We start from the raw sequence: 14,556 nt of genomic DNA, 5'->3' as shown, positions 1-14,556 counted from the left end.
CTTTACCAAATCCAGTCAATTATAAATAAAAAACCATATTCCACTATTATACCCAAAAAATCGGTGTCAGGCACCATGTGAAAATTTCACATGGTGCCTGACACCAAATGGACATCCAAAAAGAATCATCACCAAAAAAAGAGCCACCCCTCACAATCACGGGGTTGGCTCGGTCTTTGCCACTTCAGTTTTGGATAAACTAGAAAAATATTCAAATAAGTGCGTTATATAGCTGTTAAGTTCGAAACCATCCTCATTGGCAAACTCTGATAATAGTAATTTATTCTCCTTCATCCTCGTTCCCCCTTCGATTTTGAATCTATCATCATTATGGCCAAACTATCATTCTCTTATACCTGGAAAAAATATGGGTTAGCATTGAAATTAATAGTGTTCTACAATGGAGGGAAGGAGTGGTTACATTGAAAGACATCATACTCATGCTTACAGAGCTATTAAATAATATTCATGATTTTATTCAATTATATACAAATGATTATTTAAATCTTGGGTTAAATGATAAAGACTTACACTTTTGGATCATGGGGATCATCGGCATTTTTGTATTTGGGGTTGTCCTTATTTTTTCAAAAATTGTCTCTAAAATGCGGTTTGGGATTACGATTCTATCATTCCTCTATACGTTTACATTTATGGTCGTTTTAGTTTTTGCGATCGAAATACAACAAGCGATCACCAATAGAGGAAACATGGAATTCCAAGATGCGATTGTGGGATTATGGGGATACGTTGTATTTTTCATCGCTTTCGCAGCCATTGCGTGGGTATTCCTGCTGGCGAAGAGATTTTTAAATAAACTTTTTAAAAAATGATTCAGTTTACCTCTAAAAACCCAGGCTCAGAACACCTGGATTTTTAGAGACTCCCACTAATAATATGGATACCCATAATAAGGGTAACCATAACCAAAGGAATACGGACTGCCATACCATCCCCCTATGAAAAAGGGGCTTCCATAGTGGAAAGGATGGTAACCAAAAAGATGAGGCCGTAAAAATATTCGTCTGACATCATTTGCTTGAAATAACAATGGATTCATTCATAACCATTTCCTTTTTACAATATAGTTTAAGGCTAGGGAATGTACTCCTCTTCTTCCGCTTTCCTTATTTCCTCAAGAATGATTTGTGTACCTGCATTTGCTTCCAAAGTAACCCCTAAAGATTGCAGCCAATCCCCGAAATTGGTGACTCGCTGCGCTTCCAACGTGAGCGATTTTTCTTCATCCGTATACAGCTGTTTAGTTGTACCCACACCTTCAAAGAATTGTCCTGCGGTTTGAATCCATGCTCCCAGTAAAATCTGTCTTTCATTGGCATTCTCTCTGACTTCCTCACTAACCAACATGATCTTAGATAAATAAAATGCCTCCATGATTTGACCAATAAATTGAATCCAGACGGCAATGGAAACTTGTTTCTCAAGTTGTGCAATCACTTCTTCATTATCAGATTGACTATTTTCCTTGGCCTTGGCTGCCTTTGCCTTTTCTGATTGAGCATTCAATGTATTTCACTCCATTCACTATATCCTTATGCAAATAACTGGGGGAATGCCCTTAAAAAATTCATCAATTTTGCTTGCAAGCATGCAAAAAGCAGTGTGGAAAATACACACTGCCTCAGCTCAGCGGAGCACAATAAATGGCCGCATCATTTCATAATCCTCATGTTCCAGCATATGACAATGCCAGACATATAACCCGGTAAAAGGACCAAACTTCATCATTATCCGCGTGACCTGATTCGGGTCCGCACGAACCGTATCCTTCCAGCCGCGTTCATGGGGTTCGGGCGGTTTCGCTGGTCCAGTGTAATGGATTATTTTCTCCTTGTTATACCTGTCAACATCAAACCCCCGCCGATCTAAGACCTGAAACTCAACTAAGTGAAGATGGATCGGGTGAGAATCCTGAGTTAAGTTAATCAGGTACCATACTTCGGTGGAGCCCAGCTTCGGATTTTCAGAAATCGGGTCATCCCATGTCTTGTTATCCAATAACATCAATGGACGACCGTACTGGTCCATATTGTCATTTAAAGTTAAGTATCGTGACTTGGAAGCGGACTGTTCATTCATCAACCGATAAGGCATCAGATAAGCCGGAATCACACTCGTATCCACACTAGACAAGGGGAGGGTAACTCGAAACTGCATCACGCTCCCCGTTTGCTCATTGACTGGATGTCCGCTTGGAAAGGCGGCAGGCGCGTCGTTAGTCATGATAATCTTCCTACCCTCCAGATTGGTGAAATCAATGATCACCTCGACCCGTTCGGCAGGGGCTAAGAGGATTTCGTTGACCCCCATCGGCTGCTCCATCAAACCTCGCTCGGCCGCAATCAAATACATGCGCTGGCCCGAATCCAGCTTCAATCGATAGAAGCGGCTGTTAGAGCCGTTGAGAAGCCGAAAGCGATATTTACGGGGCTCTACGTTTAAAAAAGGAGATACTTTGCCATTCACCAAAAGGGTATCGCCAAAAAATTCAGGAACGATCGATGTTTCTACTCCCGGGACGGGTTTTTTCGGCTGCTTTGGATAAAAAAGCGAACCATCGTGATGGAAAGTCTTGTCTTGAATCAGCAGCGGCACGTCAAATTTGCCGCTTGGTAAATTCAATGACCGCTCCCGCTGGCTCCTGACTAAGTAAAATCCGGCCAATCCGGCATAAACATTAAGCCTCGTAATCCCCAGGGTATGGTCATGATACCAAAGCGTACAGGCATGATCGCAATTCGTATAGTGATAGACTTGCTTTTTAAAATAGGGCCCCACTTTTTCGAATCCCTTAGTAAACCAAGCCTCCGGGTAGCCATCGCTTTCCCATTCCACGCAAGCTCCGTGAACATGGACGACCGTGCGGACATCCGGCACATCCTTATGGGCGCCGTGAACCGTGTAGTCGATCGGCAGGAGATGCTTATCTGGGAGATCGTTGATCCATTTGATATACACATTTTCGCCGCTTTCCACCTCAATCGTCGGACCTGGATAGCTGCCCTCATAGCCCCAAACGGTTGTATCATTCAATTCACGATGGAGTGATTGCTTAAATTCCGTCATCTTCACTTCATAATACGTATAGTTCGGCCCTTTCCATCGGGGTCTTAAAATCGGAGGAATTGGGAGTTCGTCGATAAATTTAGAGAGATTTTTCAAAAGATACACTCCCTTCACTTAATCAGGTTGTCATCACAGTAATTTATGACGCAGATTTTGAGAATATATCAAAATTGGCAGAAATGGCCTAATCCAAAAGGGAAAAAGCATATCATGATCAGTTTGTATGACACGAGTGTGTCACATGTGGTACTCCGCACATATACTAGGTTTGAAATTGGGTTAGATATATGACACATATAGGCATCATCACAATATTGTTCAAAGGGGTAGGGAAAATGGAGCACAAATGGATTTTAGCGATCGATGCAGGCGCCTACGAGGTGAAAGGAAGAACGAGGGACCAGGTGTTTAAGTTTAGGTCAACAGTTGGCCCTTACCGCCATCTCCATTTGGTGAATGGGGAAGCCAACCAAATGGAAGCCGGGGACTACATCGTCGAGTATGAAGACGAGAAGTTGTTCTTGGGGAATATTGCTTGGCGGGAATGCCATGCCATAAGAGAGCCGAGAGATATTTCGAAAGCGCATGAAGAAACAAAGATCAGAGTGCTGGTGGCCGTTCATCAATATGGAAGAATAAGAGGGAATTGTATCGTGATTGGGCAGCCAATCCGCGGAATGGTGGATAAGGACAGGGAAATGATGGAGAAAATGCTGAAAGGGACACACACGATCACGGTGAATAATGTAAGGAAAACATTTTTCATCGACGATGTGAAGGTCGCACCTGAAGGGTCGGGGGCATACTTCAGCATGGAGGATCGGCCGGATGACATTGCGAACATTATCGACGCTGGAAGTAGTACCTTTAACTATTTAAGAGTGGAAGATGGTTATTTTATTGACAGAAAAAGCGGGACCCTTGCTTTCGGGGCTGAAACACATATGGACATAACAGAAAAGCAAATGGCAGAGGCGATCTTGGCGGAGATTCGAGGCAAATGGGACTTGTTCGACCCGACCTATCTTTGCGGAGGAATTGCTGAATATCTTTACCCGTATATTAAAAGGCATTTTAAAAATATCGAGCTAATCAAACCCGTCCTCTACCGAGCGAACGGGACCAAAGTATACAGTCCGCAATATGCCAACGCTTTCGGATATTATTCTATGGGGAAAGTGGTCTTTGCCGATGAATGAACTGAATCGCAAGGTCAAGTCAGTCCCTTTCAACCTGGATGATCCCTATGAAAGAGAGCTTCTCGAGCATTGTAACCAGTATATTCAGTTTGCCACATATATCAAACGTCTGATCCAACGGGATATGGAACAAGGTGTTGGTATCATTCGTAAAGAACATGAAAAGGGTATGAAACAGGAAAAGCCAATCGACAAATCGAAGTTGAAAAGTTTCGGTCTATGATCCCCCCCCATAAGGGGTCTTTTTTTTGGGAATCTAAGCATTCTTCATAATGATGGTTTCCAACGTATTTGCCACCGCTTTACAGCTGTTAGCGATTTCTTCTAGACCTTCATAGATTTGTTTGTGTTTAATAATTCGGATCGGGTCCTTCTGGGTGGTAAATAAATGCCTAATGGCATCACGCAGAATGTGGTCGCAATCAGACTCCATTTCTGTAATTTTGATGGTGTGTTCTCTTAAATCCAGCATTTTCTTTGCTGATAGGAGTTCAATAGCTGCATCAATTTCGGTTACACAATTTTTGATCTCATCCACAAATCTAAGCATATATTCGTCTATTTCTATTATAGAGTACATTTCAAATAGAGCCGCTGTATGGTATAAACCGTCCAATATATCATCCATGCTGATGGAAAGAGCTAAAATATCCTCGCGTTCAATAGGAGTGATAAAGGCATTATTTAGTTCACCAATGAGATCATGTACCATGGTATCCCCATAAGTCTCAAATTCTTTCATCTTCTCAGAAAAAATGACAAGATCACTAACATTTTTTAAGTTATAATCCGCAAAGTAGTTCGCACTTGCTTTTAAATTTAAAGACATACGAAGTAAATAGTTAAAGAACTTGTCTTTTCTTTTTGCCCTTGCCATCCATTTACCACCCCAAATTGTCCGATTATTGGTTATAAAACCCTTTAACCAAGTACTTTCAAGCAATTACTATATTAAATGCAGCAATTGGACAAGGCGTTCCGGCTTATGTTCTTTATTTATTCGACAAAAAAAGCGACAAACTTTAGTTTCCTATAACTAAAGGGGAATGATCATCAATTCTGAATTTTTAGATGGCGGCATATGTATAGATTAAAAAGACAGGACAAGGTGATGGATATTTTTCAGAGATTAATGGCTACTATTATTGGCAGCTTGCTGTTAGGAATTGGGGTAAATGGGTTTTTGGTGCCTAACCATTTAATTGACGGGGGAATCCTTGGAATTGCATTAATCCTTCATTACTTTTTTGATTTTCAGGCAGGGATTACAATGGTTGCTTTGAGTCTCCCCATCTGTATATACGCTTCAATGAATAAAAGGGGGTATTTCTTTAGTAGTTTACAAGGATTGTTAGTTTCTTCTTTGTTCATTGATTTGCTTGCTCCACTTCGATTCCAAATTTACCTTTCCCACCTTTTAAGTGCACTAATAGGAGGTGTCATCATTGGAACGGGTGTTGGTTTAATGCTCCGATATCAGACAAGTACTGGAGGGACCGACTTACTCGCTAAAATTATTTCTCGAACTTATTCTGTTAATATAGCTTTTGTCATTATCGCCATTGATGGTCTCATTGTTTTGGCAAGTTTGGTTTTACTATCATTAGACTCCGTTCTTTATTCATGTGTAGCTATTACCACTGTTGGTCTAACAACTTCCTTGATTGGAGGAAAGTAATCATAATTAATCATGTTGTTTTTTTACATATGGGTATATGTCTAAACCCTGGACAATCATGGAACATAGGATGAATTTGTAGTCATGAAAAGCCAGCATAGAAAAAAAGATGTGAGGGGTAAGTGCCGAAATGGAAGATCGAAAACAATACCGTGATGAATTGTTGGAATGGTGTAATAGCTTTAATTCTTATTGGAATAGTGTGAAACCGCATGTTTCAGACTGCTTGGACACGGATCGTGTAGAGGAGTGGGAAGGGGCTTGCCGCCAATTACGAGAGAAATTACAGGAAGATGAAACCGTGGAATTCGAGGACTATCTGACAGCAAAAAGCCTTTATGAACAGTGGGAACAGCAATTCAAAGGTACGGATGCCCCTCAGGAAGTGATGGATGTGGATTCCGGGCATCGTTTGGTAGTGGAGGCGCAGCCAAAAAGCCACGACGTATTATTGGACTTGGACGGTACTCAAGAAGATCTTGAAGTTGTTTATGACCATCGCATGGAAAAAGGGGAGCAAACGGAATTCTACGGTGAACTATGGGAATCGGATGTGACTCAGGAAGAGCTTGCAGTTGGTTCAGACCACCGTTTGGTAGTGGAGGAGCAGCCACAAATCCAGGATGAATTAATGGCAACCAATGCTTCTCAAGAGATCGTTGGGATGGAAAAATCGAAAGGGATGGCGTTGGATGAACAGCTCTATTACCGTGAAGATTTGTTGGAAAGGTGTAATCACATTTACTCCAATTGGGAAAGTATGAAACCCAGTTTTTCAAAACTTTTTGAGAGCTTAGTGGAGTGGGAGGTATCATACCGCCATTTTAAAGAGAAATTAGAGGCAGATATAAAAGCGGACTTCGATGATTATCAGAAAGCTAAACATCTGCTGGAAAATGGTATGCTTTTGGGGAAGAAATAGAGAGGTAACCCCGATTCCAACCATCTGAGGGTGTGCTGAGAATACAAGTTAAGAATAGGAAAAAGGACAGATTACGCCCATCTGTCCTTTTTTCCTTCCATCAAGTATCCTGTTATATTAGCCCCAGAAAGAAGTTCCTACAATGATCAACAAGATGAAAAGCACAACGATTAAAACAAAAGTGCTGCCGCCGCCATAACCACCGCCATAGCCGCCGCCGTAACCGCCGCCGTATCCAAATCCACAACTCATAGATGTTTCACCACCTTTTACTAATAATTTGGATGTAAAAATCATCCTCAAGGTTATTATATTTATTACTGTAGAAGGTGATTGGACAAGTTACTAATCATTCAAAAAATCCGCAAATATACTATATGAAGTTGGGAATAAGGAATGATACAGGAAAACCCACTCAAACTAGGCTATAATTTTTTTATCCCATGGCTCTGTTATTTTTCATTGTTGATTTTCGAGTAGGTCCTGAGATTCAATAGGCGGAGAATTTCCGGCTAATGTATATGGAGGAGGCTTTAGAAGCCGATATAAGCGGAGAATTTCCGCTTAACTGCTCGATATAAGACAAAATCCAAAGTTTTGGATAAGATAAGCGGAAAAACTTCCCTTATTTTTAAGGAAATACGGGTATTTCCCAATTTAACCGGAATTTTTCCGTTTATTTTTCAAACACAGTGAAATCAACATTCAGTTAAAATAGGCTCCTTCTCTTATAAAATTCATTCATTGATCAGCAGGTTTATTAGAAAATGCGGCGACCTTTAAAGAAGATAGCAAAGATGACAAAGAACGGTTAATGACGAAAAACAAAAAGAAGCGTATGTATAGGACATACGCTTCACCCAGAGGTGAAAAAATGTTTAGCTTGGCAGCGGATGAGAGATTCCTGTCTCTCCCTAATAAGCTATGCAAAGTGGATAAAAGAGAACTGGACAAGCGTGTAGAAAGGGTAAAAATTTTTTCAAAATAATAAAATAAAAAAACAACACCCGTTCCCGTTGGGAAAATTTTCAACTGAGGTATTATAATGACTATATAAATAGGGATTTCAATAGAGGGGGGATTCTAGAATGCAATTTTATTTTTATCATGAGCGCTTCAAGGATGCAATCGACCAGTATCAATTAGACGAGGAACAACTTCGTTTTACTGCCGAGCCAAAGGATTGTATTAAACTATCTAACGAAGATTCCGAGCGTTCTTCCATCTTAGCCATGGAAAACAATGAACTTGTCACATTTTTCGTTTTACATAGTAATGAGGGGGTCAAACCCTATTCGGACAATGAACATGCAATTTTGTTAAGAGCTTTTTCAACCGATTTCCGTCACCAAGGCAAGGGCTTTGCGAAAAAAGTATTAACGCGGTTACCTGCATTTGTAAAAGAAAATTATCATGAAATCAATGAAATTGTCTTAGCGGTAAACGTGGGAAACGAAGCAGCACAGGCATTATATGAAAAGTGCGGGTTTATTGACGAAGGCGAACGTCGAATGGGACGAAAAGGTGAGCTGATTATCATGAGTTACTATTTATAAATTTGGGGCATGTATCCACACTTTGATACAGAACGTATCATAGCTTATTTAGAGAGAGGTAGAGAGGAGGAAAATTATTGGAGGATAATGAACGTCAGCGAAAGTCGACAAGAGACAGGGACCATTTTTCAAAGGTAATGTTTGGCGACCGCCAGCCAAGAGGCACATCTCAATCTAAATACAGCTCGAAACCTAGAACAAACCGTTACGATAATTGGTTTTTTGGGCGCGGAAAAAAGCAGGATGAGCACAAGCAGCAGGAACAGTCCTTTCATGATAAAGTGGAAAACATCATGAACAATGTGGATCTAGAATTGTTATTTGATACGTATGACACCATTGTGACAACAACCGAACAATATAAACCATTATTTAAAGAAATGAAGCCATTCTTTAGTAAATTTACTGACAAATTTAAAAAGTAGTGGCGGTACAGCAGCAAATAAAATGGTGAAATATATTGTTGCAGGATGTTAAGAATTTATTAAGAATAATAAATTATGATAAAGACATCTTTTTCAAGACCCCCTTTGATATATTACTTGATGCCCTCGAGGATTGTTTTCCAACAGTCTGGAGGGCTATTTTTTTGCAAATCTTTAATGAAGATGAAATTTCACTGGAAACGATTAAACCATAGGGTTATGTAATTATTTTAAACTTCTTTGACTAATCACTTTCTTTTTTAGAAATAATTAACATATTGAAAAAAGTTGGGGGGGATAATATGCATCTTTTCCTTGCAATCTTATTTTTACTTGCGGCTATAAGATGGGGGGATTGGAGAAATTGGAAGAGGTATTACCCTACCATCCTATTTTTTATCGGCGGCGATCTTTTGAAGAACGCTTTACTTCATGACCATCGTATGTGGGAATATCAAGAAACAGTATTTGCAGAAGAGATATTTTATGGCCATCTAGTGATCAATCTCTCCTTGTCATGGCGGTCATTTATCCCATAACTGTTTGAAATAAGGGGAGTTTATGAGTATATCCGTTATATCATCCATCACTTTACTAATTCTCATTTCTTTTTGTGTGGCACCCAAAAAAATGCACATATTTGAGATCATTTTTAATTGGCTTGTTGTATGGCTTCTCATACACCCGTTATCTTGGATTATATATGTTAATTTAATGTGGTTAAAAGTATCGACAAAATTAGTGGATTTTTGGACGTATGCTTTTGATCGATTAATTCTTATTCCGCTTCTGATAATCATCTTTTTTGAGATATCGTTGAGGTTCGAGCGAAAGACAGCAAAATTTATCACTCTAACCGTGGCGATTTTTATTTTAATGATGGATGAATACGCTCTAATCCAAATGGGAGTTCTTCTTAAATTGAATTGGAATATTTACTATTCTTTTATTGAAAAGGCCTTTATTCTTCTTGTTTCTTATTTTTTATGGACGAAATTTAGGAGAAAATTTTTTTAAGAGGAGTTTAGGGGAGCATGTTTTTATATTTACCAAAACACTTTGATGAAAATGAATGGTTCATAATCATTGCCTTGGTTTTGAGTATTTTTTTGGTGAGGTTGCCCAAAAGAATGCCAACGGAAGTTTCTTACTTAATCGTGCTATTAAGTCTGGCTATTCCTAATATAATCGACCATAGCATTGCTGCCATCTCTCCTTTTGATGCCTATCAAATCACGGATTCGGAGAAGTATGAGGTATTTGATATTCTATTAAGCGGAGTTTATATTCCATTTGGGTATCTTTGTGTGTATTTTTATGAATGGTTTAGACCGAAGAAACTGAAGATTGCACTTTATATTCTTTGCTGGGCACTCTTTGCTCTTTGTTTTGAGTTTGTCCTAGTAAAATTGAATGTCTTTACTTACCGTGGTTGGAAATTGATCTATTCGTTTCCTACCTATTTGCTGGTCATTTCTCTATTCTTAATTTATTATGAGTTCCTGCTTTCTCAGCATAAAAAAAAGATCGAATCTGAATTTAATGAGAATACCTAAATCGTAAAGCGACCGATAAAATTACCTCGAGGGTGAAAAGGGACTGGATTACAACCCAACCCCAAACAACCTCAATTCCTCCGCATCATGCGGCAGCTGAATCATCCCTTCAAACTTCATTCCAATCTTCTCAAGAACCCGCGCGGACCCGACATTGTCCTCAGAAGTGATGGCTACAACCCGCTTCAGACCGAGTCCATCTCTTGCATACCCAAGCGTGGCGGCCGCCGCCTCAAAGCCATACCCCTTTCCCTGGAACCTTGATAAAAAGGCAAAGCCAAGATCCACATCATCCAGCCCATCTCGTTTGATCAATCCGCATATCCCAATCGGCGTCCTAGCTTCATCCTTTAATTCCGTCAAAAATAGCCCAAATCCCAGTCGGGAGTACATTTCCATCGGCCCCGTTACGATGTAGTTTCTAGCATCTTCTATCGTCCGCACCCCGCGATCACCGATGAAACGCACCCACGAGGGATCATTCAACAGCTCGAGAATAAACTCGGCATCATCTGGTGTTAACCAGCGGAGTACTAATTGATCTGTTTCCATCACTTTCATTAAAACGCACCTCATCTCATGTGAATTTCTATCTAAATCATACAATATCATGTATTCTGAAAAGGAAGATAGTGACAAATGATAGGGTCAGTTCCTCCTGATGGGAGGAAACATCAAAGGGGAGATCGCCAATGACAACGACGTTTATAAAATTAACAAAACCTACTGCAAGTATTGTAGAGGCAATGAATCGCTGGGAAAACGATCCGGCCATAATTGCGTTAACGCGCCACAACCAAAACCAAGCCGATTTGGATCGCCGCGAAACCTTGTCCCTTGAGGAGCTAACGAAACGGATGGAAGACCATCACATCTATCTAATTTACCACGATGACCAGCTGATAGGGGAATTGAATTATATGATCGATCCGCCGCACCTCTTCAAAAAAGAGCCGGGAACCGCCTGGCTGGGCATTACGATTGGTGAATCCGCAGGGCAAGGCAAAGGGATTGGTCATGCAGCCATTCGATATTTAGAGGAACAGGTTAAGGCGCAGGGAATGAAGCGAATGGAATTAGGCGTGTTTGAATTCAACGAGCGGGCAAAGAAACTCTATCAAAAGCTGGGTTACACTGAAATTGGCCGCATCGACAATTTTACCTATTGGCAAGGAAAAATGTGGAAGGATATTCGTATGGAGAAGTATCTATGATACATAGCCCGAATGAATCAGAAAAGAAGGCACCAGATAAATTATTTTGGTGCCCCAGGAGGATAGTAATAGGGCGGTAACCGTTTTAATACTTAACCCATTCTATCAGTTTTGTCCCTAAATAAAAACTATGTAGAAAGGGAGGAATCAATTGGAATCTTTGTCTATTATTTTTAATCGAAGAATTCCCAATAAAAAAAGAGCTTTCTTGCTCTTGCATTAGTAGTGGCAATCAGAACTATCCCCATGGTTCCACTTAAAGTCAAACGCAAAAGGGGTTGATCCATGCTGGAGATAATAGTTGTATCTTTTAAAAGCCTCCTCCCAGGATACATCGTCCGCCTTCTCCGTGCACCACACCACATAGGTAGGTTGTTTCTCCTGATGAGATTCAAACCACTTATTCCTGTTTCGTAAGGCTTGCATATGTTGTTTCGAATAGGTGAAACGGGATAAAGATTGAAGGCTTTTCCATACCGTTAGTGTAAGAATAGGAAACCCCTCTCCTTTGATCACTTCCTCAGGGAATGGAACTCCGTCAGAAGAAAACTCCTTTATAAGCTGCCCAGATCGATAAGCCTGTCGCATGACTTCGTATCCCACTTCAAAAAACTCACGAGAGGCAGGATGTTCATACGGATGTTTTAGCCTGCCAACCGTATAAATCGCCACAAAAGACATAATAATCTCTCCTTTTATCCTTTTAACCTACATATATTCAAGAATGACTGGACTAATTCCGGTGCAGGAGTAGAAGAAGGATGTTCTTCTATTTCATCGAATTAGTGATAAACCAAAATTAAAAGGGTGATTGAAATAGAAAAAACAGTAGGCAACAATACGGTCACATATATTGTCAACAAGCTCCGGAGTGCGGGGTGTGTTTTTGCGGAAGAAGAGGCTCAGATACTCGTTTCAGAGGCGCAATCATTAGAGGACCTCTTGAAAAAGGTGGAATGGCGGGCAGATGGTTTCCCGCTTGAATATGTAATTGGATGGGCTCAGTTTTGCGGCCTTCGGATCGAGGTGGAACGAGGAGTGTTCGTACCGCGGCAACGGACCAAATTTCTTGTTCAGCAGGCCCAAGAGCTAGCTTGTTCTGGTGATATCGTCGTTGACCTCTGTTGTGGTTCAGGGGCGATAGGTGCCGCGCTGGCAGCGGCTAGGGGAGAAATTATGTTGTATAGTTCGGACATTGACCCCATTGCCGTACGATGTGCACGAAGAAACGTAACGAAATTCGGCGGTCAAGTTTTTGAAGGGGACTTGTATAAGGCCCTGCCACAATGGATGAAAGGTCACATAAATATCCTTGTTGCTAACGTACCTTATGTTCCCACGAAAGCGATCGAGCTGCTTCCTCTGGAGGCTCGCCTTTATGAACCACATCTGGCTCTGAACGGAGGGGAGGATGGCTTAAATATTTTACGAAGAGTGGTAACAGAAGCCCCTTATTGGCTCGCGCCGGGAGGACATCTATTAATCGAGACGAGCGAAAGGCAGGCACCACAATCATTTGAGATTTTTACAAATATAGGATTGACTACGAAAATAGTGAGAGACGTAGAATGGGACGCTACTGTTGTGATTGGGACTCATACATCATTTGTATGACAAAAACCGCCCATAAAAGGCGGCTTAGTTGAACAGCCTAGAACGTTGTTAAGGAACTGTCCATATCTTATTAGTAAAATCGTTTAAAGCTCTCGAAGTGGTCTTGATAATACTTGCTTTGTAAATTGGAAATCATTACACCGCCATCGTTAGCGTGGATGAATTGGTTGTTTCCTAGGTAGATTCCTAGATGAGAAATACCTTTTTTATATGTATTTTCAAAAAAGACAATGTCGCCGGCTTTCGGTGTGTTGACATAATAGGTGCGGTCATAGAAACCTTCCGCTGAAAAACGGCCAATTTTCATCCCAGCTTGATTAGCCACGTAATAGACGAAGCCGCTGCAGTCAAATCCCTTGGGCGTGCTGCCGCCCCAGACATAAGGAATCCCAATCAGTTTCTTGGCACTTTCGATCATCTTCGCAGAGACATTCGTAGTAACGGTTGGTTCAGTCTTTGTCCCAGGAACTTTTAGCCTTTGGGCGACGAAGATATTGTCGGAAGTAAGTTTATTGAGCGCCTTCAACTCATTGACGGTCAGCTTATATTTGCCAGCGATCTTTCCCAGTGTATCCCCACTTTGAACGACGTAATCTGTCGTCCCCTTGACGTTTGTTGCTGGAGTCATTGTTTTCGGCGGTGTGGTTGCCACAGGTTTCGTTATTGCTTGAGTCACAGCTGCTTTTTGGGCAGGAACCTTCAGTTTTTGACCGACATAAATCATATCGGATTTTAGTTTGTTCAATGACTTTAAGTTCGTCACGGAGGTTGAATGTTTCCCGGCAATCTTGCCAAGATAATCACCTTTTTGGACAGTATACACACTAGTCGCTGTCTTGGTTGTCTGCGGCTTGGCTGGAGTCTTTGTTATCGGTTTGGTTGTTGTCGTGGTTTGTTTCGGTGCGGACACCTTTAGCACTTGCCCGACATAGATAACCGTATTACTCAGTTTGTTCCACTGTTTTAGTTCTGCCACGGTCACATGATAACGGTTGGCAATCTTAATCAAGGCATCCCCTTTTACAACGGTGTAAGTGGTGGGTTGTGATGCTTGGGTCATTTTCCTCGCTACCGTGATCTGGAGCATTTGATTGACAGAGATAAAATCCGATTTCAACCCATTTGCTGTTTTGATTTCTTTGACACTCGTATGGTATTTTTGTGCGATTTTCCCTAAGGTATCGCCTTTTTGAACCTTATATGTATCGGCCATGGCAGTGCCTGCAAATACAGTCGAAAGCAGGGCAGCTGTCGATAAGGCTCGAACAATCGTTTTCTTCACTAGCAAATCACCTCTATTTTTTT

At 41.0% G+C, this 14,556-nt stretch carries 18 protein-coding genes and 1 pseudogene; 11 read left to right on the top strand and 8 right to left on the bottom strand.

The features are described 5' to 3' along the window. Positions 1-156 precede the first annotated feature (156 nt). On the bottom strand, positions 157-294 hold the full coding sequence (locus tag M3610_RS12390; RefSeq protein ID WP_251459472.1) for a hypothetical protein: 138 nt from the start codon (positions 292-294) through the stop codon (positions 157-159). 119 nt (positions 295-413) lie between these two features. Between M3610_RS12390 and M3610_RS12385 the strand changes: the two genes are divergently transcribed. Then, a complete protein-coding gene (locus tag M3610_RS12385) occupies positions 414-833 on the top strand; it encodes a hypothetical protein (RefSeq protein ID WP_251459471.1) in 420 nt (139 codons plus the stop codon). A gap of 262 nt (positions 834-1,095) precedes the next feature. On the opposite strand, the gene M3610_RS12380 is transcribed toward M3610_RS12385, so the two are convergent. Next, positions 1,096-1,527 (bottom strand): hypothetical protein, encoded by a 432-nt coding sequence (locus M3610_RS12380; RefSeq protein ID WP_251459470.1) that lies wholly within the window; start codon positions 1,525-1,527, stop codon positions 1,096-1,098. A 120-nt stretch (positions 1,528-1,647) separates the two neighbouring features. Then, positions 1,648-3,183 carry a multicopper oxidase family protein gene (locus M3610_RS12375; protein ID WP_251459469.1) on the bottom strand — a complete coding sequence of 512 codons (1,536 nt, stop codon included), beginning with the start codon at positions 3,181-3,183 and terminating at the stop codon, positions 1,648-1,650. Positions 3,184-3,422: 239 nt separating this feature from the next. On the opposite strand from M3610_RS12375, the gene M3610_RS12370 reads away from it, so the two are divergent. Together M3610_RS12370 and M3610_RS12365 are read left to right on the top strand one after the other, a co-directional pair. After that, on the top strand, positions 3,423-4,286 hold the full coding sequence (locus M3610_RS12370; RefSeq protein WP_098571464.1) for a ParM/StbA family protein: 864 nt from the start codon (positions 3,423-3,425) through the stop codon (positions 4,284-4,286). Further along, positions 4,279-4,509: a hypothetical protein gene (locus M3610_RS12365; RefSeq protein ID WP_098571463.1), complete on the top strand. Its 231-nt coding sequence runs from the start codon at positions 4,279-4,281 to the stop codon at positions 4,507-4,509. Before M3610_RS12370 ends, M3610_RS12365 begins: the two co-directional genes overlap by 8 nt. 33 nt (positions 4,510-4,542) lie before the next feature. Here M3610_RS12365 and M3610_RS12360 read toward each other — a convergent pair whose 3' ends face one another. Next, entirely contained in the window at positions 4,543-5,163 is a 621-nt protein-coding gene (locus tag M3610_RS12360; RefSeq protein WP_098571462.1) for a DUF47 domain-containing protein, read from the bottom strand. Between the two features lie 204 nt (positions 5,164-5,367). Here M3610_RS12360 and M3610_RS12355 point away from each other — a divergent pair, with 204 nt between their 5' ends. After that, a complete protein-coding gene (locus M3610_RS12355) occupies positions 5,368-5,964 on the top strand; it encodes a YitT family protein (protein ID WP_251459468.1) in 597 nt (198 codons plus the stop codon). Between the two features lie 130 nt (positions 5,965-6,094). Further along, positions 6,095-6,886 (top strand): hypothetical protein, encoded by a 792-nt coding sequence (locus tag M3610_RS12350; RefSeq protein ID WP_251459467.1) that lies wholly within the window; start codon positions 6,095-6,097, stop codon positions 6,884-6,886. Between the two features lie 117 nt (positions 6,887-7,003). On the opposite strand, the pseudogene M3610_RS12345 reads toward M3610_RS12350, so the two are convergent. Then, positions 7,004-7,087 (bottom strand): annotated as a pseudogene (locus M3610_RS12345) (YjcZ family sporulation protein); the annotation flags it as partial. Positions 7,088-7,974: 887 nt separating this feature from the next. Between M3610_RS12345 and M3610_RS12340 the strand changes: the two are divergent. From M3610_RS12340 to M3610_RS12325, 4 genes are all read left to right on the top strand, one after another. Then, positions 7,975-8,442 carry a GNAT family N-acetyltransferase gene (locus M3610_RS12340; protein ID WP_251459466.1) on the top strand — a complete coding sequence of 156 codons (468 nt, stop codon included), beginning with the start codon at positions 7,975-7,977 and terminating at the stop codon, positions 8,440-8,442. 77 nt (positions 8,443-8,519) lie between these two features. Then, positions 8,520-8,867 carry a hypothetical protein gene (locus M3610_RS12335; RefSeq protein ID WP_251459465.1) on the top strand — a complete coding sequence of 116 codons (348 nt, stop codon included), beginning with the start codon at positions 8,520-8,522 and terminating at the stop codon, positions 8,865-8,867. Between the two features lie 302 nt (positions 8,868-9,169). Further along, positions 9,170-9,406: a hypothetical protein gene (locus M3610_RS12330; RefSeq protein ID WP_251459464.1), complete on the top strand. Its 237-nt coding sequence runs from the start codon at positions 9,170-9,172 to the stop codon at positions 9,404-9,406. Between the two features lie 591 nt (positions 9,407-9,997). Then, positions 9,998-10,423, top strand: a complete 426-nt coding sequence (locus M3610_RS12325; RefSeq protein WP_251459463.1) for a hypothetical protein — start codon at positions 9,998-10,000, stop codon at positions 10,421-10,423. Positions 10,424-10,471: 48 nt separating this feature from the next. Here the strand turns inward: M3610_RS12325 and M3610_RS12320 are convergent, their stop codons facing one another. Next, positions 10,472-10,984 (bottom strand): GNAT family N-acetyltransferase, encoded by a 513-nt coding sequence (locus M3610_RS12320; protein WP_251459731.1) that lies wholly within the window; start codon positions 10,982-10,984, stop codon positions 10,472-10,474. A gap of 131 nt (positions 10,985-11,115) precedes the next feature. On the opposite strand from M3610_RS12320, the gene M3610_RS12315 reads away from it, so the two are divergent. Further along, positions 11,116-11,637, top strand: coding sequence for a GNAT family N-acetyltransferase (locus M3610_RS12315; RefSeq protein WP_251459462.1), 522 nt, complete (start codon positions 11,116-11,118; stop codon positions 11,635-11,637). Between the two features lie 219 nt (positions 11,638-11,856). On the opposite strand, the gene M3610_RS12310 is transcribed toward M3610_RS12315, so the two are convergent. Then, positions 11,857-12,318, bottom strand: a complete 462-nt coding sequence (locus M3610_RS12310; protein WP_251459461.1) for a DUF3291 domain-containing protein — start codon at positions 12,316-12,318, stop codon at positions 11,857-11,859. Between the two features lie 135 nt (positions 12,319-12,453). Here M3610_RS12310 and M3610_RS12305 point away from each other — a divergent pair, with 135 nt between their 5' ends. Beyond that, positions 12,454-13,251: a putative protein N(5)-glutamine methyltransferase gene (locus M3610_RS12305; RefSeq protein WP_251459729.1), complete on the top strand. Its 798-nt coding sequence runs from the start codon at positions 12,454-12,456 to the stop codon at positions 13,249-13,251. A gap of 70 nt (positions 13,252-13,321) precedes the next feature. On the opposite strand, the gene M3610_RS12300 is transcribed toward M3610_RS12305, so the two are convergent. Then, the gene (locus tag M3610_RS12300) at positions 13,322-14,533 is read right to left on the bottom strand and encodes a C40 family peptidase (RefSeq protein ID WP_251459460.1); all 1,212 of its coding nucleotides are present in this window, start codon (positions 14,531-14,533) and stop codon (positions 13,322-13,324) included. Positions 14,534-14,556: the final 23 nt, after the last annotated feature.

This window comes from Neobacillus sp. MER 74 (assembly GCF_023714155.1).
The sequence above is the reverse complement of the archived record's forward strand: the minus strand, read 5'-3'. Positions and strand labels throughout refer to the sequence as shown.

Bases quoted from the DNA above. Each gene is read 5' to 3' on its own strand.
- M3610_RS12390 (WP_251459472.1), bottom strand. From the start codon at position 294: ATGAAGGAGAATAAATTACTATTATCAGAGTTTGCCAATGAGGATGGT.
- M3610_RS12370 (WP_098571464.1), top strand. From the start codon at position 3,423: ATGGAGCACAAATGGATTTTAGCGATCGATGCAGGCGCCTACGAGGTG.
- M3610_RS12365 (WP_098571463.1), top strand. From the start codon at position 4,279: ATGAATGAACTGAATCGCAAGGTCAAGTCAGTCCCTTTCAACCTGGAT.
- M3610_RS12360 (WP_098571462.1), bottom strand. From the start codon at position 5,163: ATGGCAAGGGCAAAAAGAAAAGACAAGTTCTTTAACTATTTACTTCGT.
- M3610_RS12355 (WP_251459468.1), top strand. From the start codon at position 5,368: ATGTATAGATTAAAAAGACAGGACAAGGTGATGGATATTTTTCAGAGA.
- M3610_RS12350 (WP_251459467.1), top strand. From the start codon at position 6,095: ATGGAAGATCGAAAACAATACCGTGATGAATTGTTGGAATGGTGTAAT.
- M3610_RS12340 (WP_251459466.1), top strand. From the start codon at position 7,975: ATGCAATTTTATTTTTATCATGAGCGCTTCAAGGATGCAATCGACCAG.
- M3610_RS12330 (WP_251459464.1), top strand. From the start codon at position 9,170: ATGCATCTTTTCCTTGCAATCTTATTTTTACTTGCGGCTATAAGATGG.
- M3610_RS12325 (WP_251459463.1), top strand. From the start codon at position 9,998: ATGCCAACGGAAGTTTCTTACTTAATCGTGCTATTAAGTCTGGCTATT.
- M3610_RS12320 (WP_251459731.1), bottom strand. From the start codon at position 10,984: ATGAAAGTGATGGAAACAGATCAATTAGTACTCCGCTGGTTAACACCA.
- M3610_RS12315 (WP_251459462.1), top strand. From the start codon at position 11,116: ATGACAACGACGTTTATAAAATTAACAAAACCTACTGCAAGTATTGTA.
- M3610_RS12310 (WP_251459461.1), bottom strand. From the start codon at position 12,318: ATGTCTTTTGTGGCGATTTATACGGTTGGCAGGCTAAAACATCCGTAT.